The 20,846-nt window shown below is 60.1% G+C and carries 15 protein-coding genes and 1 tRNA gene; 8 read left to right on the top strand and 8 right to left on the bottom strand.

Annotation, left to right across the window (positions count from 1 at the left end; all coding sequences use genetic code 11):
* Positions 1-72: 72 nt before the first annotated feature.
* The gene (locus AC4HNJ_RS18905; protein WP_490481157.1) at positions 73-1,500 is read left to right on the top strand and encodes a cytochrome-c peroxidase; all 1,428 of its coding nucleotides are present in this window, start codon (positions 73-75) and stop codon (positions 1,498-1,500) included.
* Between the two features lies 1 nt (position 1,501).
* Here AC4HNJ_RS18905 and AC4HNJ_RS18900 read toward each other — a convergent pair whose 3' ends face one another.
* On the bottom strand, positions 1,502-1,774 hold the full coding sequence (locus AC4HNJ_RS18900) for a hypothetical protein (RefSeq protein ID WP_490481156.1): 273 nt from the start codon (positions 1,772-1,774) through the stop codon (positions 1,502-1,504).
* A 173-nt stretch (positions 1,775-1,947) separates the two neighbouring features.
* Between AC4HNJ_RS18900 and recC the strand changes: the two genes are divergently transcribed.
* The 3 genes from recC to recD are packed head-to-tail and all read left to right on the top strand — an operon-like array spanning position 1,948 to position 11,058.
* On the top strand, positions 1,948-5,442 hold the full coding sequence (gene recC / locus AC4HNJ_RS18895; RefSeq protein ID WP_490481155.1) for an exodeoxyribonuclease V subunit gamma: 3,495 nt from the start codon (positions 1,948-1,950) through the stop codon (positions 5,440-5,442).
* Positions 5,439-9,092 (top strand): exodeoxyribonuclease V subunit beta, encoded by a 3,654-nt coding sequence (gene recB, locus AC4HNJ_RS18890; RefSeq protein WP_490481154.1) that lies wholly within the window; start codon positions 5,439-5,441, stop codon positions 9,090-9,092. Before recC ends, recB begins: the two co-directional genes overlap by 4 nt.
* Positions 9,076-11,058, top strand: a complete 1,983-nt coding sequence (recD, locus tag AC4HNJ_RS18885; RefSeq protein WP_490481153.1) for an exodeoxyribonuclease V subunit alpha — start codon at positions 9,076-9,078, stop codon at positions 11,056-11,058. Before recB ends, recD begins: the two co-directional genes overlap by 17 nt.
* A 4-nt stretch (positions 11,059-11,062) precedes the next feature.
* On the opposite strand, the gene AC4HNJ_RS18880 is transcribed toward recD, so the two are convergent.
* Genes AC4HNJ_RS18880 through pilV form a run of 5 tightly spaced genes read right to left on the bottom strand, consistent with a single transcriptional unit; the run spans position 11,063 to position 16,264 of the window.
* Positions 11,063-11,482 (bottom strand): type IV pilin protein, encoded by a 420-nt coding sequence (locus AC4HNJ_RS18880; protein ID WP_490481152.1) that lies wholly within the window; start codon positions 11,480-11,482, stop codon positions 11,063-11,065.
* 20 nt (positions 11,483-11,502) lie between these two features.
* On the bottom strand, positions 11,503-13,731 hold the full coding sequence (locus AC4HNJ_RS18875; RefSeq protein ID WP_490481151.1) for a pilus assembly protein: 2,229 nt from the start codon (positions 13,729-13,731) through the stop codon (positions 11,503-11,505).
* Entirely contained in the window at positions 13,712-14,362 is a 651-nt protein-coding gene (locus tag AC4HNJ_RS18870) for a pilus assembly PilX family protein (RefSeq protein ID WP_490481210.1), read from the bottom strand. Before AC4HNJ_RS18870 ends, AC4HNJ_RS18875 begins: the two co-directional genes overlap by 20 nt.
* Positions 14,363-14,396: 34 nt before the next feature.
* On the bottom strand, positions 14,397-15,743 hold the full coding sequence (locus tag AC4HNJ_RS18865; RefSeq protein ID WP_490481150.1) for a PilW family protein: 1,347 nt from the start codon (positions 15,741-15,743) through the stop codon (positions 14,397-14,399).
* A complete protein-coding gene (pilV, locus tag AC4HNJ_RS18860) occupies positions 15,740-16,264 on the bottom strand; it encodes a type IV pilus modification protein PilV (protein ID WP_490481149.1) in 525 nt (174 codons plus the stop codon). The genes AC4HNJ_RS18865 and pilV overlap by 4 nt, the downstream gene beginning before the upstream one ends.
* Before the next feature lie 147 nt (positions 16,265-16,411).
* On the opposite strand from pilV, the gene AC4HNJ_RS18855 reads away from it, so the two are divergent.
* Both AC4HNJ_RS18855 and AC4HNJ_RS18850 read left to right on the top strand, forming a co-directional pair.
* Positions 16,412-16,487, top strand: a tRNA-Thr gene (locus AC4HNJ_RS18855).
* Between the two features lie 368 nt (positions 16,488-16,855).
* Positions 16,856-17,863, top strand: a complete 1,008-nt coding sequence (locus AC4HNJ_RS18850; protein WP_490481148.1) for a hypothetical protein — start codon at positions 16,856-16,858, stop codon at positions 17,861-17,863.
* A gap of 24 nt (positions 17,864-17,887) precedes the next feature.
* Here AC4HNJ_RS18850 and AC4HNJ_RS18845 read toward each other — a convergent pair whose 3' ends face one another.
* Together AC4HNJ_RS18845 and AC4HNJ_RS18840 are read right to left on the bottom strand one after the other, a co-directional pair.
* Positions 17,888-18,352: an SOS response-associated peptidase family protein gene (locus AC4HNJ_RS18845; RefSeq protein ID WP_490481209.1), complete on the bottom strand. Its 465-nt coding sequence runs from the start codon at positions 18,350-18,352 to the stop codon at positions 17,888-17,890.
* A gap of 30 nt (positions 18,353-18,382) precedes the next feature.
* A complete protein-coding gene (locus AC4HNJ_RS18840) occupies positions 18,383-18,853 on the bottom strand; it encodes a hypothetical protein (RefSeq protein ID WP_490481147.1) in 471 nt (156 codons plus the stop codon).
* Between the two features lie 718 nt (positions 18,854-19,571).
* Here AC4HNJ_RS18840 and AC4HNJ_RS18835 point away from each other — a divergent pair.
* Together AC4HNJ_RS18835 and AC4HNJ_RS18830 are read left to right on the top strand one after the other, a co-directional pair.
* Positions 19,572-20,057, top strand: a complete 486-nt coding sequence (locus AC4HNJ_RS18835) for an SHOCT domain-containing protein (protein WP_490481146.1) — start codon at positions 19,572-19,574, stop codon at positions 20,055-20,057.
* A gap of 2 nt (positions 20,058-20,059) precedes the next feature.
* Complete coding sequence (locus AC4HNJ_RS18830) at positions 20,060-20,437, top strand: Rap1a/Tai family immunity protein (protein WP_490481145.1); 378 nt, start codon at positions 20,060-20,062, stop codon at positions 20,435-20,437.
* Positions 20,438-20,846 lie beyond the last annotated feature (409 nt).

Raw genomic sequence — 20,846 nt, 5'->3', positions numbered from 1 at the left:
AGGAATACTTTCCGGATAGCATGACATGCCATCATGCTTTCCTATTTGGACATCCGAACGTCTAGAGCCTCCATGTCGCCCATCAAACCGCGGTGGAACCGGTACCGTTTGTTCAAGGCTGTGCTAAGCACGGCCTGCGCATTGAGTTGCGTTGCAAGTTATGCCTTCGTCAATCAGGCAGCAACGCCGTCTCATGGCAACGCTGTCGATGCGAGCGGCATCAATCCGCATCCCGTGCATTTGAAACTTCCGCCAATAGCGCCGCTCAGCGCCATGGCACAGCTCGGCAAATCGTTATTCTTCGACCCCATGCTGTCCGGGTCGGGGAAGCAGTCATGCGCTTCATGCCACAGCCCCAAATACGGCTACAACCCGCCTAACGCGCTGACCGTGCAACCAGGTGGCGCCAGCTTGAAACAGGCTGGCTTTCGGCCGCCGCCGTCGTTGGCATACTTGTATCGGCAGGCGCCTTTCAGCATCGGGCCGGATACCGCCGACGTCGATGTGCCCGTCAATCTCAATGCGGTGGCGGCATCTGCTCAAAACGATCCGCATGTACGCAAATCAGCGGGTACTGCGCCTGCCGTCACTGCGATGGTGCCGCAGGGAGGACTGTTCTGGGACGGCCGTGCGGATTCCCTGCAACGGCAAGCTTATATCCCCATGCTCAATCCGGTGGAAATGGCCAATACCAGCATTGCCGACGTGGCTCGCAAGTTGGCGCAAAGCCGCTACCGCCAGTCGTTCCTCCAATTGTTTGGGCCAGGCATCCTCAACGATCCACAACAATTAGTGTCTGAAGCGATGTTCGCCATCGGTCGCTTCGAAATCGAAGACATCTCCTTCCATCCCTTCACTAGCAAGTACGATGCGTGGCTGCAGGGTCTCGCGCGCTTGACGCCGAGCGAGATGCGCGGCCTGAAACTCTTCAACGATCCGCAAAAAGGCAACTGCGCCGGCTGCCATCTCAGCCAGGTCAGCCGCGACGGCTTGCCGCCACTCTTCACCGACACGCAATACGAAGCCTTGGGCGTACCTCGCAATGCCAAGCTGGCGCTCAACCGCAATCCACACTTTTATGATCTGGGGCTATGCGGCCCTTTCCGCAAAGATCTCGTGCGCCAGACGCAATATTGCGGCATGTTTCTCACACCCACCCTGCGCAACGTCGACCGGCGCGCCGTGTTCTTTCACAACGGGGTTTATCACAGCCTGACGCAAGTGCTGGATTTCTATAATTTGCGCAGCGTGGCTCCCCAGAAAATCTATCCGCGCGGTGCAAACGGCAAGCTGGAGCTCTACAACGATTTGCCTGTGGCCTACCAGCGCAACGTAGACACCACCGATGCACCGTTCAACCGCCACGTCGGCGATCCGCCGCCGCTCACCGCTCAGGACATCCGCGACATCATCGCCTTCCTTCATACCCTGGACGATGGTTACACCTCCAAAACACCGACTGCGACATCGGCAGTAGCTGCTCGAAGCAAGCTCCAATAAGTTAATGACCGCTGCCCTGGCAACTGCGCCACTCGACGTCGCCCCATGCGGCGCACCGGTGCAGGCCATCGATATGCTGCAGATAGCTGGCATCGTCGTAAAAACTCACATCGCGATGAAGCGTTGCATTGACGCCACCGCCTAGCTCGATAGGCGTGCCGGCAAGAGGGATGGTAATGGCCTCGTGCCCGGCCAACCCCCTGTCTTCATCGCGAGGAACGCCGCACCAAAGATTCAACGTGAGATACGGCTTCCACAGGTAGGCCGCCCGCAAAGCGTCCTGGCAAGCGTCCTCCTGCGCAACTCATGACCGCATTAATGGCATGGAATCAACCCCTTGACGAAGGACATCGCCGGGTGCGCGCTCGGGATGAAATAATGCCAGCCATGCACCCTTCGCCTGAAGGGGCGTTCTCCATCTGCGTCAAGAAGGAATCTTTAACCGCCGTGAGTGCTTCCGAACCGACGCTCCAACTCCAAGCGATTCAACCCGGCCTGATGGTGATTCACGGCAATCGCCAGGAAGACCTGCGCGATCTATTAGTCGCATGGTTACAACGCACACCCCTCCAGCCACTGGAGAACGAGGTGATGCTGGTGCAGAGCAACGGCATTGCGCAGTGGCTGAAGTTGGCGCTGGCACGGCCAATGGAGAGCGGCGGGCTCGGCATCAGCGCAGCGGTGGACATGCAGTTGCCGGGCCGTTTTTTGTGGCAGGCCTATCGCGCGGTACTGGGTGAGGAAGCCGTGCCGGCGACATCGCCATTCGACAAGTCCCGGTTGATATGGCGCCTGTTGCGCTTGCTGCCGCTGCACCTGGATGAAGCGGCCTTCGCACCGCTACGCCATTTGCTCGGCGACGCCCGTGACTGGCGCCGACAGCATCGGCTGGCCTTGCAGATAGCGGACCTGTTCGACCAGTACCAGGTATTCCGCGCCGACTGGCTGGACGATTGGGAGCGCCACCATGATGTGCTGCGCGATCCTGCGCGCAATCGTCTTGCTGAACTGCCGCACGCACAGCGCTGGCAACCCAGGCTGTGGCGACTGCTGCTGGAGGATGTTCCCGCAGCGCAGCGCAGTAGCCATCGTGCCAGCGTACACCGCCACTTTATGCAGCATATGCAATCGCTGGATGCGCGGCCGGCCGCGCTGCCACGGCGCATCGTCGTATTCGGCATCACCTCCTTGCCGCAGCAAGTGCTGGAAGCACTCACCTCCCTGGCCCGTTTCAGCCAGGTCTTGCTCTTGGTCACGAACCCCTGTCGGCACTATTGGGCCGACATCATCGAAGACCGCGAACTGTTACGGACCGAACATCGCCGTCATGCGGGCAAACCCGGCCTGCCTCCCGAACCACGCTACCAAGACCTGCATTTACATGCACACCCGCTGCTCGCCGCCTGGGGCAAGCAAGGGCGCGACTTCATCCGCCAACTCGATGCGTTCGATCAACCTGATCGCTATCGAGAGCGTTTCGTATCGATCAAGCGTGGCATTGATCTGTTCGAAGATCTCCGCACCGATACGCTGCTGCATCAAGTGCAGCAGGCCATTTTGGATCTCGAGCCGCTGCCCGCCAAAGCAACGCTGCGCAAGCCGCTGCCGGAAACCCGGTCGTTGCATTTTCACGTAGCGCACAGTCCGCAACGGGAAGTGGAAATTCTGCACGATCAGTTGCTGGCGCTGTTCGAACAAGCCGCGCACGAAGGACGCCTCCTGGCGCCGCGGGACGTGATGGTGATGGTGCCGGACATCCGCACCTATGCGCCGCATATCCAAGCCGTCTTCGGACGCGTAGCAGCAGATGATCCGCGTTATTTGCCATACAGCGTGGCCGATCAACCGGGGCGCGGCACGTCGCCATTGCTGAGCGCGCTGGAACACCTGCTTCGTCTGACCGACTCGCGCTTCACTGCCGGCGATGTGCTGGACCTGCTCGACGTACCATCGCTACGACGCCGCTTCGGACTCAACGAAGACGATCTGCCCATCCTGCGGAGATGGATTGCCGAATCCGGCATACGCTGGGGATTGCACGGCCAGCAGAAGCTCGCCCTGGGGCTGCCGCCGGACGAGCAGAACAGCTGGCGTTTCGGCTTGCGCCGCATGTTGCTGGGTTATGCCAGCGGCGATGGAGTCTCCCTAGGCGACATTGCTCCCTACGGAGAAGTAGGCGGCCTGGATGCGGCGTTGCTCGGTCCGCTGAGCGCGTTGCTGGATACGTTGGAGCGCTACTGGCGCCTGTTCGCCACTCCCGCAACGCCCGCGCAATGGAGTGAACGCTTGCGCCATCTGCTGCGCGACTGTTTCGACACACGCGGCGACACTCTCGATACGCTGCGCGTCGATCGGCTGGAAGACGCACTGGATACCTGGCTGGATGCCTGCCATGAAGCAGGATTTTCGCAAGCGATTCCGCTGAGTATCGTCAGCGAGGATTGGTTGTCGGCGATTGACCAGAATCACTTGTCGCAACGTTTCATGGGCGGCGCGGTGAACTTCGGCACCCTGCTGCCCATGCGCGCCATTCCATTCCGCGTGGTATGCCTGCTTGGGATGAACGATGGCGATTATCCGCGCCGCGTTTCGCCGCCGGATTTCGACCTCATGGCACTCGCCGGCCAGCATCGTCCCGGCGATCGCTCACGGCGCGATGACGATCGCTACCTCTTTTTGGAAGCCTTGCTGTCCGCTCGCGATGTCTTGCACATCAGTTGGATCGGGCATAGCGTGCGCGACAACAGCGAACTGCCGCCATCCGTGCTGGTAGGACAGTTGCGCGATTACCTTGCTGCCGGCTGGCACATCGGTGACGACTCGCCGCACGCCGACGAGCAACGCAAGCGGCTGCTAGCCGCCATCACGACCGTGCATCCTCTGCAGGCATTCAGTCCGCGCTATTTCTCGGCAGATACGGATACGCACTTGTTTACGTATGCCGACGAATGGGCGTGTGCGCGTCGTGCCCCTCTGATCGCCCACGAAACACTACTAGCCCCCTGGCAACCGGAATCCGCACTGGATATCGGTGCGCTGCAACGCTTTATCGTGCGGCCGGCAACTTTTTTTTACAACGAACGGTTGAAAGTCCGCTTTGGCGACATCGATGTCGGGCTCGAAGACGACGAGCCATTCGCCTTGGACGTGCTGGATAACCACGTCGCCATGCAGGCATTGTTGCAAAGCGCACTCGCCACCAACGATGCCGATCCCCTGCCCGCGCTGATTGACGCCGCCCAGCACCTGCGGCAACAAGGTGTACTACCCGCCGGTGGCTTTGGAATACTCACGATGGAAGCCATCCGCGATGACGTACAGCGCATCTTGCATCGCTGGCACGCCGCACTCGCACGTTGGCCTCAACGATTACCTGCACACGAGTTGCGGTACGCATGCGGCACACTGACGGTGGAAGGCTGGCTTGATGATTTGCACGGCTTGGCCGGTACATCGCCAGTGCGATTGATACCCATGGTAGGTGACCTCGGCACCGGCAAAAGTCTTCGTTACGATCGCCTGCTTCAACCATGGGTGATACAACTGCTGGCCAATGCAAGCGGCCTGGCACTCTCCACCCGTTTTCTCGGTTCGGATGCCAGCGTGGTATTGCCATCGCTCGATGGCAACGAAGCAGCGTCGCTGCTGCATGCACTGGTGGATGCATGGCGTCATGGCATGCAAGCTCCGTTGCCGGCAGCGCGTCGTTCCGCTTATGCATGGCTGCTTGCCGAGCGAGACGAAAAATCTCCCTTTGACGCCGCGCAGACCTGTTATGAAGGCAGCAACGCTCCGAACGCCCCTCCCGGGGAAATGCAACGCGAACCCTGCCTCGCACGCACCTGGCGCAGTTTTGCCGCATTGCACGCCGATGGCTTCGAACGCTGGCTTACCCTTTATCGACCCCTGCTCGACGCAGCCGTGCTGGAGATGGAGGCATGACTGCGATAGCGCCACTTGATCCGCTGCGCCTGCCCTTGCAAGGCATGCGCTTGATCGAAGCCAGTGCGGGTACCGGCAAGACCTGGACGCTGGCAGCACTCTATTTGCGCCTGGTACTCGGACATGGCGACCAAGCCGCGCGGCTGCCGGCACAGATCCTGGTCGTGACATTTACGCGCGCCGCCACCGCCGAACTACGCGAACGCATTCGCGAACGTCTCGCCACCGCCGCGGCGGTTTTTCGTGGCCAACACGAAGCCGATACCTTTCTCGAGCAGCTGATGGCTGAATACTCGGGCCCGGAGGAACGCGCCGCGGCAGCACGCCAGCTGGAGCTCGCCGCGCAATGGATGGATGAAGCCGCCGTCCACACCATTCACGGCTGGTGTCAGCGCATGTTGTCGCAGCACGCGTTCGAAGGCAGCGAATCGGAAGACGATATTGCCGACGAACTAGCACGCCTTGCGGAAGCGACACGCGACTATTGGCGACGTTTCTACGTCGGCCTCGATCCCGTGGAAGCCGCCTGCATCACCACGCAATGGCGCGATCCCCAGAGCTTGCAGCGCGCCTTGCGCCCCTTACTGCGCCAACCCGCTAATCAGCTACGCGTTCACGGCCATCCCCTGCCTGCTATCGATAACCTCAGCGAGGGACTGCGCCAGCGTGAGGCACCGCGCCGCGCCGCCGAACACCTCGCCCGCACGCAATGGTTGCGCGATGCCGATGCGATTGAAGAGATGTTGCGCACCGCCGTCCAGAACAAGACGCTCAAAAACACTACGTTTCGTCCGCAAACCGTGGCGCACGAATTACCAGCCCTGCGTGCATGGGCGGAAGGCGCCGCGGCCCCCCGTTCACTGCTTGAGCGCTATACGCAAGCCAAGCTCAATGAAGCGACAAGCAAGGGCAAGACGCCACCTGCGCACATTGTTTTTCAGTCTATCCAGACCGTTGTAGAAGCATGGCAGGCAGAGCCACCGCTGGCGCCGCTGCTGCTGGCACATGCGTTGCCATGGATCACCACCCGCATCGATGAAATACGCGAGCGGCAGCAACGTCCGGGCTTCGATGACATGCTGCGTCAGCTCGATGCTGCCTTGCAGGGCCCTCGTGGCGCACAGCTCACCGAGACCCTTGCCAATCACTATCCGGTTGCGCTGATCGATGAATTCCAGGACACCGACCCGCTGCAGTGGCGGATTTTTCAGCGCATCTATGGCGAGCGCTCCGACAAGGGCCTATTGCTGATCGGTGACCCCAAGCAGGCGATCTACGGTTTCCGCGGTGCCGACATTCATACCTATCTGGCTGCACGCGATGATGCGTCATCACCCACCTGGACCTTGACCACCAATTTCCGTTCCACGCCTGCCTTGGTGGAAGCGGTGAATCGCGTATTCCAGCACGCCGATACCTGGCCGCTCGGTGCATTTGCATTTGGACACGGCTCGCATGGTTTGTCATTTCATCCGGTGCATGCAGCGGGCGGCAAACCCAACTTGCTCTATGACGGCCAACCTGTTCCCGCGCTACAGTTGAATGTCTTGCCGGCCGACAAGCCCATGGCTTCGGGGCTATATCTGGAAACAGCCGCCGCGCATGCCGCCGCGCGCATCGTAGACTTGCTCGATGCCGCACAAGCGGGGCGTTGCGCTTTCGTCGACGCGCAAGGCGCCGCAACCGCAGTGCGTCCACGCGATATAGCAGTGCTGGTCCGAACCAGCCACGAAGCGCAATGCATACGCGCCGCAATGCGCCAGCGTGGCGTGGCTAGCGTCTACATTTCAGAACGCGACTCGGTCTATGCCGCAGAGGAAGCGCCGGACGTTCTGCTATGGCTGCAAGCCTGCGCGCTGCCCACGTCCGATCGTGCGATGCGTGCCGCACTCGCCAGCGCCACGCTGGACCGCAGCCTGGCCGAACTGGACCAGCTCAATCATGACGAAGCCTATCGGGAATGGTGCGGCGAGCAATTCCGCGCGCTGCAAGCCGTATGGCAGCGTCACGGTGTATTGGCGATGCTGCACAACCTGCTGCACGTGTTCGACCTACCCGCGCGCCTGCTTGCCAAGCCGCAGGGCGAACGAGCGCTGACCAACCTGCAGCATCTGGCTGAATTGTTGCAGCATGCCGCCACTACCCTGGATGGAGAGTACGCGCTGATTCGTTTTCTTGCTGCACAGATCGCACGCGCGGCCGACCGCGATACGGAAACGGGCGAGGAACAAATCGTTCGCCTCGAAAGCGAAGCAGATCTCGTCAAGGTGATCACCATTCACAAATCGAAAGGCCTGCAATACCCCGTGGTGATGCTGCCCTTCGTTTGCCGATTCCAGGATGCGCCAAAGGGGAGCACGCAGCCTTGGCACGATGACCGAGGGCAAGTGTGGCTGGATCTCGAGCCCGACGAGGAAGCACGGGGACGTGCCGATCGCGAACGACTGCAAGAGGACCTGCGCCTGCTCTACGTGGCGCTCACCCGTGCCGAGCACGCTTGCTGGCTTGGCGTGGCATGCGTGATGGATGGCCGCACCCGCGCAGCGCTGCTGCACCGCTCCGCCTTTGGCTATGTGCTTTCCGGCGCTGAACCGATAGCTCCCGGTGAGCTGCTGCCACGCCTGGAAGCATTGCGTGGCGGCTCGCCGCATATTCATGTGCATGCTGTGGCTGACAGCGCTGGCACGCATGTATTCCATGCACGACGCGACGCATCGCAACCGCGTGCCGCGCGTACTTACACACTGCCAGCGGCCACGCCGTGGTGGATTGCCAGCTATAGCGCGTTGACCCATGGCGCTGGCGAAACGCTGCGGCAGGCAGCACCCGATACCGCCACGCAAGACGTGCTGACCGAAGCCTCGCGCGAGGCCGTGGAGTGGATGCCTCCCGATGAGCATTTCGGCATGCATGCTTTCCCGCGCGGCGCGGAACCGGGCACGTTCTTGCATGACTTGCTGGAGTGGGTCGCAGAGAATGGATTCGCGCACCTGGCGGCCCAGCCGGCCGCGCTCGAGCAGCAGATTGCCCGTCGCTGTCAGCGCCGCGGCTGGCAAGCATGGATAACGCCTCTAAGCCAATGGCTGCCGGCCCTATTGAACACACCGCTGAGATTGCCGGGCGGCGGCGTATTGAGGCTTGCCGATTTACGCGAGCGTGACCGCTACCAAGCGGAGCTCGAGTTCTGGCTTGAGGCCCATAACGTAGAGGCCAGGGAGCTTGACTACCTGGTGAGCCAGCATACCTTGAGCGGTGTTTCCCGCCCCGCCCTATCACCGCTTCGCGTCAACGGCATGCTGAAGGGCTTTATCGATCTGATCGTCGAGCACGATGGCCGTTATTACGTGATCGACTACAAATCGAACTGGCTGGGAGAAAACACCAGCGCGTATACGCCGACAGCCATGCGGGACGCCGCATTGCAATCGCGCTACGACTTGCAATACGCCATTTACACGCTGGCCTTGCATCGCCAGCTTCGTACCCGCCTGCCCCGTTATGACTACGAGCGCCACATGGGTGGTGTGCTCTATCTGTATTTACGCGGTGTCGATCAGGCAGGGCACGGCATGCACACCGAAAGACTGCCCTTTGGGTTGATCGATGCCATGGATCGTCTGTTTGCAAAGGGGCATGCCGATGTCGCATGAGGCCATGCTTGCCGCGCTTGCCGAGGCCACCACACGTCAGCTGCTACGGCCATTGGATCTAGCCTTCGCGCGCTTCATCGCCGAATGCGACCCGCGCGCCGAAGCAAGCTTGTTGCTGATGGCCGCGCTCACCAGTCGACAGTTGGGCGATGGCCATCCCTGCCTGGACTTGCACGCACTGGAGCACCTGTCCCTCGAACAAGCATGGCCGGCTTCATGGCTAGACATACTTGCCGACACGACCACGCCACCCTCTGCTTTGCTGGCTGGCGCGGACGGCATTCCGGCAAATGCGCCGCTGGTACGGGATGGACATCGCCTCTACCTGCGTCGCTACTGGCAATACGAATGCCGTGTGGCCGAAGGTATTCGTACGCGGTTGCAAGCCGATCCGGCGCCGGTTGCAAACGCGCGGGACGAATTGCAGCGCCTGTTCCAGGCATCGACCGACGATTCGGTGAATTGGCCGCGCGTTGCCTGTGCGATGGCGGCGCGCGGCGCCTTTAGCGTGATCACCGGCGGGCCGGGCACCGGTAAGACGACGACCGTGGTCCGCCTGCTCGGCCTGCTGCAAACCTTGCACCTGCGCGAACATACCACCCCGCTGCGCATGCGCCTGGCTGCGCCTACCGGCAAGGCCGCGGCACGATTGAATGGATCCATCGCGCAGCAAATCGCAAGACTCAATATCGACGAGCAGGTACGCGCTGCTATCCCCGTGGAGGTAGAAACCCTGCACCGACTACTCGGCGCCCGCGCTGAAAGCCGGCGCTATGTGCACGACAGTCGCCATCCGCTGCATGTCGATGTGCTGGTGATCGACGAAGCCTCAATGGTCGACCTGGAGATGATGGCGGCGGTGCTGGATGCGCTGCCAGCGCACGCCCGCCTGATCCTTATTGGCGACAAGGACCAGCTTTCCTCGGTGGAAGCCGGCGCCGTGCTGGGTGACTTGGGGCGCCGTGCCGAACACGGTTATTACAGCGAGGCTACGGCCGCATGGCTGCGCGACACCAGCGGTGATGACGTGAGCGCGTTCGTCAGCCAGGATGCGGAACCGCTTGATCAACATATAGCCATGTTGCGCCGGAGCCACCGTTTTGATGCGGCAAGCGGTATCGGCCAGTTGGCCGCTGCCGTGAACGCTGGTGATGCAGCAGAGGTACAGAGGCTTTTGCATGCGCCATCGTCCACCATTGCATGGCTATCGGAGGGCGTACAAACCACGCCTGTCGCTTTGCTGGCGACGGAAGGCTATCCGCATGACAGCGCGCCACGCACAACGGATGCCATGCCGCATGGTTTTCGTTTTTATCTTGAACGGCTGCAGCGCGATCGCCCCGCTCCTTCCGCCGAAGACGTGCATTATCGGATCTGGGCGCGCGAGGTGCTGGAGGCGTTCCATCAATTCCAGATGCTAGCGGCGGTGCGGCGCGGACCGGCCGGAACCGATCGCCTGAATCGCGACATCGCAGCCAACCTGTTGGCCAACGGCCTGATCGAATCGGATCGCGGCTGGTATGAAGGGCGGCCGGTGATGATGACCCGCAACGATTACAGTCTCGGCCTGATGAACGGCGACGTCGGCATCACCTTGCGCATGCGCGGCGCCGATGGCGAGTTTCGCCTTTATGTCGCCTTTCCGATGACACGTGGAACATCATCGCCAGCTATGCAGGCCGATGATGTTCCGGTGCGGTGCGTACTGCCTTCGCGACTGGGCGATGTGGAAACGGTGTACGCGATGACGGTGCACAAATCACAAGGCTCCGAATTCGAGCACACTATGCTGATACTGCCCGATGACGCCTCGGCCATGCTTACCCGCGAGCTGCTCTACACCGGCATGACCCGTGCCCGCCGGTGGTTGACACTGATAGCCAGGCCAAACATTGTCGAACAAGCGGTCGCGCAGCGTACGCGACGATATTCCGGCCTGGCCGAGCGTTTAAGTGCAACGCCATGAACCGTCACCAGCAAGCACCGTTTGCATGGGCAGCCACGTCCGTTCGTGCCGGGGTTTTGCGCCCGGCATTATCGATGGACAGATCTCCACAAACGTCGCTGGCCTGACGGCCTGTCGGTATCGCGATGGCGATGTAGCCCTGATCGTCGTCATCGGACAAGCGCAAGCCTGCCTGGTAATAACCGTGCTCCGAAACCGCTGGCTCTGCAAAGCCCAGTTTGCCAAGGTCATCGGTGTAGCGATTATGCGTGGCGTACCAACGCTCCTCGGCATGGGCCATGGTCATCAATAGGCGGTGAGCCTCCGTGCGGTGTGCACGCAAGGCATAACGCGAATAAGACCGCACGGCCAGCGCCGCCAGGACGGCAACGATGCCCACGACAACCATCAACTCGATCAAGGTAAAACCACGCGAACGCTCCATGGCCTGAGTTCTCCTCCTTATCATTTCGGCGTCAGCAACGACCACGAACGGCGGCGCCACATGGGGCTGTCGAAGGAAAGCGGCATGGCAAGGCTGCCGCCACCCTTCAAAGTGACGCCAGGCAATAGCGATTGGCCCCCACCTACGCGGCTGATGACCGGCAACGTACCCGACGTTCTGGGGTTGTCGATCAATGCGCCTGCATACGCGCGTCCGCCGAAGGTCATGGCGTTCCCCGGTCCACCCGTGGCTGCATCCACAGCGATCATCGCGCCATAGGGCGCATCGCCATCGGGGATGAAGGTGCTCACCAGCGCGGTGTTGGTGTTGAACAGCGCCGTCGGTGTGGCAATGACGCGTTCCCCTTCGATCACATGGAGATCGAAGTACCAGCCGGCCATCTTGATGGATACAGGATGCGAAGTAAGCGTGCGCACCTCAGCGCTGTGGCCGTTTGCATCGGTAACAGCCGTCTGGCTGAGTATCTGCTGCTGAAGATTTTCATGCGTGGCAGTGATGGGTTGCCCTTCGCTGTCGAGCCTGTCGCGAATGCCGTACACCGATTGTGTCGGCAATCCCACATCGACCTTGTCGCCATTTCCCAGGTATTTGCCGGTACCGAACAGCACGATGAAGCGATGAGTGGCCGGATCCGGAAACAGCCGCGGCATGACCGTGATGGGCTGCTTGCCCTGCTCCGCTGGCCGGTAGGCAAGCGTCACCGACCAAAGCGCGGGATTGGGCGAAGACAGATCGAAACGCCACAGATTGCCGTCGAGATCACCGGCAAACGCTACGTCATCAATCTGATCATTGGAATAATCGCCCAACACCGGCGTGGTCAGACCGTGGCTCATCACACCATGCATGGGGGTAGGTGTTTTTAGCTCGGCAATGACCGCGCCGGTCTGTGCATCCAGCACAAATAAAGCGCTATAACCGACAGGCGCCATGCGGGCGGCGTCTTCGCAATTGACAGGTTTGTCCGCTTTGCTGCAATCGGGAAAATATCCATTGGGAACCAGCACAGCCCATTGGCCATTGGCCAGCCGTGCGATAGCAGGCTGGCCATAGGTGTACCCCAGATCAGCAGGATGATAGGGATTGCCATCGGCTCCGATGCCTGGCGGCATATCGGCATCGAACTCCCACAGCACCGTGCGCTGGGGAAAGATTTCGCTGACTACGTCGGGATGCGTGATATCCAGTGCGTACACACCGCGACCACCCAACCGAAGACCGCCGGCAAGCACGGTATGCCACTCACGCCGGCCACCCTCGCTGAAGAATACGTCGCGCATTACCGGCGTCGCATCCACGGTCGGTTCAAAACGGAAGTTCTGCGCACTGGCAAGACTGCCGAGATGGTCATACACCGCCCGCGGCACGTAGGCCCACCACTCTCTTCCTGCATGAGGGCCGGGATCGTAAGACGTGCATGAACCGTTGGCGTCCTGCGCCTTGCAAAGGGGAATCGGTGCATGGAAGGCATGCAGCATGCCGTCATTGGCAGCGACATACAGCACGGGCGGACGATCCGCATTGTTCTTCACGAATTGCGCATAGGTCTGCGCACCAGGCCCCATCTCTGGCGCGAGAACGGAAATACCCTGGATTTTTGTGGGCCAGCGATCCGTATAGCTGCCGGTGGGATGGGCGACATACACCGTTTGCGCATGCACGATGGGGCCAAGCAAGCTGTGACGTAGGTGCATGGCACCGCTGGATTCGTCCTCGCGCGCACCACGCAGATAGGCCACGCGATCGGCCACTAACGACGTGGACGACGGTGCCGATGATGACGCCAGGAGTCCGCGCTGCTCACGCGTATCGAAATCCGCCGAAGGCTCGAATGCCATGCCGCTGATATCGCCGGCACCGCCGAGGGCGGCAGTCAGGACTATGCGCTTGTCGGGCGGCGTCAGCGATGGGTCCGTCAGTATTGCCCCGGCATCCCATACGGTTTTCATGGGCATGCCATCGTCACCAAGCGTCATGGCTTTTAGAACGCCTGCCCCATTCTCAGGGTCGTAGCCACCCACGAAAGCAAGCGACCCTGTCGCCAACACATTGCTGTTCAAACCAAGTACGGCCAAAGCGGGGGCGACTTCCGTCTGATCCAACGGCACCGGGCTCAACTCCACCGTGCCCGGGTTATCCGACGCGAACGCGTGCACCCCTGTTACCCATATTACCGACAGGCTGATCACAGCCCATCGTCTGCACCACTCAAGGATTTGCCGGCGCATCGAAGGTACTTTGCACAATACGTACGGTATGGGGATTGCCGCCTGTTGCACGAGCGGTAATGCGGTAGATGTGAACATTCAAATGTCCTTGCCCGACATTGTTAGGGCCGGTGTTGCCGGATTCATGCAAAACGCCCGTACCCGGCGCACGTTGCTCGCCAAGGTCCTCGATGATGTACACAGGGTTCTCCGCCAATGCGGCAGTGGGCTGCTGTGAGTTGCGGGTGTAGCCACTGCGCGTGGGTCCTAGATAACTGACGCCGATGCCGGGCACCCAATCTGGTGACGACCGAAAGCGCGTGACCTTGCCGCTCGCCGCATACAAGGGGCTATAGGGCCGATATACCACGCAACCATCATCCGACGTGATTGTGCTTTCCGAACAATGCAAACGGGCTCCGGGCTGACTGGCCGTGAGCCATAACTTGTATTCCGCGCCGCGCAAAGCGGTCTCCGCGCTCATGCGCGCCTGTTGTGCGTTGCGCAGACCGCCGGCCATGCGCTCCTGCATCAAGGCATATTGCGAAGCGCTCATCGCCAGCAGGGTCATCAGCACCAGAAAGATCAACGCAACCACCAGAGCAAAACCGCGTTGCTTCGAGCAGAGGCGTTTCGAGTAATGGACGTACATCTTCACGCCGCCCTCCTGGCGGCCGTTTTGCTCTTTAGGGATTGAAGTTGCGCAATGCGACGACTGTCGTGAATTCGCGCCGCAGCATGGACAGGGGGAATCCTTGTTGAAGCGGCGTTACCTTGCGGCCCGCAGCCGTCGGCGATTCGGGCGTGAGCATGCCGTCGGATACATAGCTGTATGCAAGTTCACCCGGTCTCAACGCGGGCAAAGGGCTTTGGCCATCCATCAGCAGATCGACTTCGATCAGGCTTACCGAATGCCATAAGCAACCATGGTCGCTACTCCCTTGTATCGGCAGCGGCACGGCGGGACAGTCAGCGCGCGTGCTGTTATCCACCTGTGCGGCGGTGTAGTAGCGAACCGTACCATCCGCGCGCTGCACGCCATATTTGAAATCGAGCCGCTCTACGCCTCGCGCGATCTCCCCCGAAGTGCCAAACGGTTTGATACCGCCATTCACACGCCGCACTAATGCACCGGTGGTATGTCCCTGGCCATCGCCGTTATCCACCACCTTGAGGAAATAGGTGACGGTTTGCATGTCGCGACTGAGATCGAACAACTTGGGTGCCGCCATGTTTTGCGCAACGTGCGGTTGAACGAAGTTGGCGCCGGTCGATCTGAGCTCGCTGCTGCCTACGCCGGACACGGTGAAGATTTGCGCACTGGAACAATCGGCCAACATCATCAGTGGCTCATCGCCCTTGATGTCAGCGGCCTTGAGCTCACTCGACGAAGGATTCAGCCGGATGCTCACGGAACCATCCGCATGCGTGGCGAAGGTGCTTCCTGTCCCACTCCCTTCCGGCGCGATGGTCCAGCCACTGCTCGGTTTCAGATAACGCACAGTAAGTACCGACGCGCCCACTACACGACTGTCGACTGCCTTGCCCATGGCAGGAATGCCAAAACCGACCGCACTACGTTTATGGCTGGGATCGATAGGCGTGCAGCCATCTATCGTGCAGTCATAACCACGCATGGCAAGAAAAGACGGAAACGAATACGGCTCGGTCGGTGCGGGCGGATAAGCCCCGCCCCATGGCGTGGTGACATCCTGCAGCGCAGCCATGAGCAAACCCGGATTACTGGCCAACACAGTGGGCGTACGCCACTGATCCAGATAAGGTCCTGCCGCACTGGCATGAGCCGAGCCTCCCGTATTGGCGCAGTACTGACTGCCAGCCATGGAGAGATCCTGCCGGATCTGCGTGATCGCGAAGCGCCCTTCCTCCTGCAGACGGGCAAGCTGCTGCTGAGCCAGACGATCGTGTGACGATGCCGTGAATACAGCAACGATGCCCGCACTGATGAACAAGCCGATCAACATCGCGATCATCAGCTCTATCAATGAGATGCCTCGATGGAACCGCCTCACGGCTGGAACTCCCAGGCAAACGTCTGCGGCGGCCGCTCATCCGTTGACCCACCGGCCAGGTCAGGCGCCCGTTCGTTCCAGGTAATCGTCATCGCGCAATTGCCGCCATAAGGAGGACGCAGCGGCATCTGTGCCGAAGAAGGAACGTAAGCCACGCCGCGATGACTGCAGGTAATGCGCGCCTTGGCTTTAGCGGGTAGAAAGGTGTGCAGTTCGCTGCTCCATACGCCCCGGTCGTGCGCAGCAAGCTGCCTGGGTGTGCAACCCGCAGAGCAATCCTGCCTGCTGGCGTCGGGATAAGCGCCGTTGTAATCCCCGGCCCATACACCCATCGGATTGGCACGCATCCGATCGGCCATGTTCTGCGCCAGAAACGTCACCTGGGTGCGCAAGTAGGCAGCATGATTGGAACGCGCCGCCATGATGAAAAGCGCAGCGACACCCATCAAACCGATACTGAAAATCAGCATGGCGACCAGCACTTCGATCAGCGTCACGCCCTGCTGGAGTGAAAAACGCATCGACAACATCCCCTGTTGACCAAGCGCCCACTCTGCCTGTGGGCCACTCCACGCGTCAGTCGGCGATTGCCGCGTCCTGGAGTCCGAATTCGCCTCACCGCCCCACCCTTGCAGGCCGCGGCAGAGCTCCCTAAACTATACGGCTCCGCCGGAATAGCTCAGTTGGTAGAGCGGCGCATTCGTAATGCGTAGGTCGTAGGTTCGATTCCTATTTCCGGCACCAGTTACTGCTATCAGGAGTTCTCAAGGACTCCCAAAAAGGCCAGAAACCTCATAAAAATGAGGTCTCTGGCCTTTTTTTATTGTCTTATGCACTCCCACCGACTCCATTGAAATCCCGGTATCTCTGGGTACAGCTTTGGGTATACGGCATCAGAATTTACCCTGACTGGCGTCAGTGGTCTGATGCGCTGGAATCTGCACTCGCGAATCGAAATGTTCCGTTTGATCCGGTACCGTGGTGACGAGAGTTTGTTCGACGGCATATCAAAGCTGAGGTCGCATGAAGATATGATTCCTTTTCCGCACCAAAAGACCTCTTTTGGCCAGTAGTGGGCCGTGCGGCAAAGTCAATCCGTCGGCAAGCTTGGGATGTCTACTTTCGACCCGGAACTGGCTCAAATGGGGAAGCCGCTCATGGCTCAACTGCGCCGGAATGAAGCGATCGCCTTCTTTGAAGCGCGGTGGTCAAGAGCGAAGGATTCCTGTCGCATTGAAGCGGTAGCGGCTCTCACTACTGCATATGACCGTTTCCACGCCCAAGAGCTAGCCGACCGCCACTTTGATGAACACCTGCTCAGCGGCTCCGCTACTCAGTCAGAGGCCCGCATGGGTGAGCTGCTGTTCGCGATGCTACTTTGGCGGTCGAACTTCGCGCTTTCATCTGCAGATGCGGGACCTGATTTCCGTGCTGTCAAAGATGGCTTAACGATTTGCTTCGAAGTCATCACCCCAGAGCCAAGGGGGTTTCCTGAGGGTTATCTCGATCCGCCTAAGGCCGGCGTCACTATTGCCAAGAGGGTTCCGCATGAACAGCGCGTGCTCCGCTGGACGCACGCGTTGAAGACGAAATCGGACAAGTGGATCGGTGAGGAACGCGAGCCGGGGTGGCTTACCAAAGGCGTCGTCAATGAGAGGGAGCCATACGTCATCGTCATCAATTCCGTACTTCTCGACCAGTTTTGGTGGGACATCAACGGCATCAGCACGTTGCCTTATCCAGTGGAGATTTGCTATGGCGTCGGGCCAATCGCGGCAGCGCTAGATCAACGGACCGGAACCATCCTGAGTGAGGGCAACCAGTTCCGACCTGAAATAGACAGACCGGACAGAGATGCGGTGCCCTCAAGCGTTTTCTTGTCTCCGGGCTACGACCATGTGAGTGCGGTATTGGGCTGTGTCTTGAAGGAACAATCGATTGTGTTCGGCAAGGATCCATTGGCAGAACTAGTCCACAACAGCAGAGCCAATTTGGTCATTCCGCCCAATGTCGTTCCAGCGACACGCGAATGGTTTGTTCAAAACGAACTGGGCCACATTGCGATCACTCCAATTCGAGGCAACATGGCGCCACACACGGAAGACCCAAGGTCGACGTAGAGGCCTGGCACTTGGCTCAAGCAATCACGCCGCCATTTCATACTCATAGAATGACCGATCCCTATCGTCCAAAATAGCCTGCATCGCAGCAAGGTTTGACGGGTCCGGATTGAGCCATGCGAGCATATTCTCGGGCTTGATCGGGATAATGCATCGGTCGTGCCCTGCTGCTGCGATTTCCGGCGGCGGCTCATCCGTGATCGCTGCGAACGAATACAGATCGTCGTCACCGCCCTGCCAGTGCGACCATAAGCAGGCCACAAGCATGTCGTGCGGCGGCTGCGGGTTGAATTGCAGCACCACGTTTTCCTCTTTCTCGCCCGGTGCCAGTTCGCGGCCTTCATTCGCATGGCGCGAAACGTTCTCGAAGAACGACGACACGACGGCAATGCCGTGCGTATAGCCGAACTGATGGCGCCAGAACCGCTCTAGATTATCCCTGCGCGCGTTGTACGTGCCGCTGACACCACCGCCCTTGAGCCGGTCAATCGACTCGGGTAGGCCCGCAGGGCGACAGTGTTAGCGCATAGGGATGAGCTTTAGCTCGCCACCGTCGCTAATCAGCACCGGCGCATACCAGTCGGGGAAAATGCGCGAGTCTCGCGGTAGCAGCTCCGACCGCTTCAGATCGTCCAGCTTCGACAGCGCGCGCCCGATCTTGTTCGTGGCGATCCGCTTGTCTTCGGTAGCTTTCTTCGTTGTCTTAGTCTGTAGCGTCCGCTCTGCGTCGCCGAGCCGCTTGCGCTGGGCGAATAGCTCGCGCTCCCACTTGTTCGCCTGCGCCGCGTTGAGTTCGTCAATCAGCGCCTTGATGCGCCGTTCGTCGTCGTTCTGCGGGCTCGAAAACGCCGCGTCCATCGCCTTGGGGAATAGCTCGCCCTGGCGGCGACGCTTATAAAACTCGTTATAGAAATCTGTGATGTTGATGTCGACACCAAGCTTTTTCCGAAACAGGTGCCAATCAGCCCATACCATCGCGCTGTAACACATGACTGCTTCCCACGGTTATCTGCGACGCTCGACCAAACGCTCGACATCGCGCTCAGTGACCCAGTCGGCAGGAGTCGCGGTTATTTTCCCGTCCGGCCAGGTCACGAAGTGCCAAAGATACCCCGGCCGAAACACTCTCTTGCCGCAGCAAAGGCAAGCGCCACCAACATCCTGCCACACATAGCACGGCGCACAGCAGGCGTCACAAGCGCCCTCGAACGAGCGGGGTGTCAAGTACCCCTTGGGTCGTTTGTTCTGTGCTAGACCCGTGACATGGGCCGCCTCATGCTCAACCGGCTTCGGTGCGCGCTCCCACCCTGGCGCCGTCTTGAAATGCGCCGCGCTGCTGATCCGGCTGCGCTCGATTGCCGTCAGCTCGAATATCAGCCCGTGCTCTGTGCAAGCCGCATACAAGCCATTGCTATGGGCGAGCCCGTATGTATGCCCGCGTTTGGTAACGGTTCCGTGCAGCGTCCAACCGCGCGCTGCCTCGCTGCCCGGTGGCTTGGCGGCCACTTTCGACCAGTCGGCCGTGAAGTCGAAGACAAAGTCTTTCGGGGGTGGTGGTTCTCGATGCGGCATCTGCAAACTGTACGCCGCCGCCGAGTCACGGGCTGCGACACCCGTGGTTAGGGGCGCCCTAGCCGGCCCACATGGAGTCCTGCTGAGTCGTACAATGGCTCCAGGGGAATCATAGGGACTCGAAAGGGGACTCAGCATGAAAGGGAAGATGCATCTGATGTGCGCCACACTCGTGGCGCTCGCTGGCTGTGCCAACCCAGGCATCGTCAAGATTTCCGATAACACCTACATGCTGTCGAAAGAAGACCACGCAGGCATGTTTGGCAACGCCGCCAAGCTCCAGGCCGATGTGATCGCCCAGGCCAACGCATTCGCTGAGAGCCAGGGCAAGGTCGCTGTAGGCGTGAACACCAACTCCATCCCCGCAGGCCCCGGACGGTTTGCTGAGTTCTCCTATGAATTCCGAGTGGTGGACAAGGACGATCCGATTGCCAAGAACGGCATGCTCGTCAATCGCCCCGATGTCGTCATGCAGAATCAGCAGGCTCCCGCCGCTGCCGCACCGGCACAGCAGCAGGACACGTACACGCAGTTGATGAAGCTAAAGGACTTGCTCGACAAGGGAGTCATCACCAAGGACGAATTCGACGCGGAGAAGAAGAAGATTCTCGGAGAGCAGTGATTATGAAGATCAAATCCTACCTGTTGGGCGCGGCATTGATGGTCGCGACGTTTACCGCCACGGCACAGGCCGTTGCAGACAACGACCCCTCACGGGGAACCGTGCTGCACTACGACCTCCTCGCCTCACAGGCCACCGAAAACGGCACCGCCACAGACGCGCAATTCGGAGAGGCGGCTATCGGCTTTGGCTACGTCAATGGCGTCGTGGACACGTTGAACATCTACAAGGTGATTTGTATTCCACAGGGGGTGACCCGCGCGCAGAACATGCACATCATCCAGAAGTATATGGACGACCACCCGACTCAGTGGCAATACGGAAGCGTGGTGCTCATCACCGCAGCTTTCAGGGCCGCGTTCCCCTGCCAATCCAAATAGGCCCTCCTGTCGCGCCCGCGCTTCCTTACGGCCGTCGCGTACTGGACGGAGTTGCCTGGCGTTGAACATTCCGAGCGCCGAACGACCGCTATCGGGGGACGCGACTGATTCACCGACCGGCTGTTGTTGGCCGATACCAGACCCTGGAGACATCTGCTAACTGTCAACACCAGCGACGTGTTCAGGCCATACCGGAACGGTGTTCAGGCATCACCAGCATCCGCAATTCAGAGGGGACGAGTCGAAGGGATCAGTTGCAACTCAATTTTCGAGTGAGTTCAAGTTAACTATCGTTATTTCGCCCCATTAGCCTTAAGGAACCTCTGATTTATTCCTGATCATGAGGCATGATGGCCGTGCAGCATTGCGTGAAGACGGAAGTGTGATGAAACAGACCAGCTTTGCCTCC

It is taken from the genome of Dyella sp. SYSU CM1112, from assembly GCF_058216415.1.
This window is presented reverse-complemented; position numbering and strand designations above follow the sequence as displayed.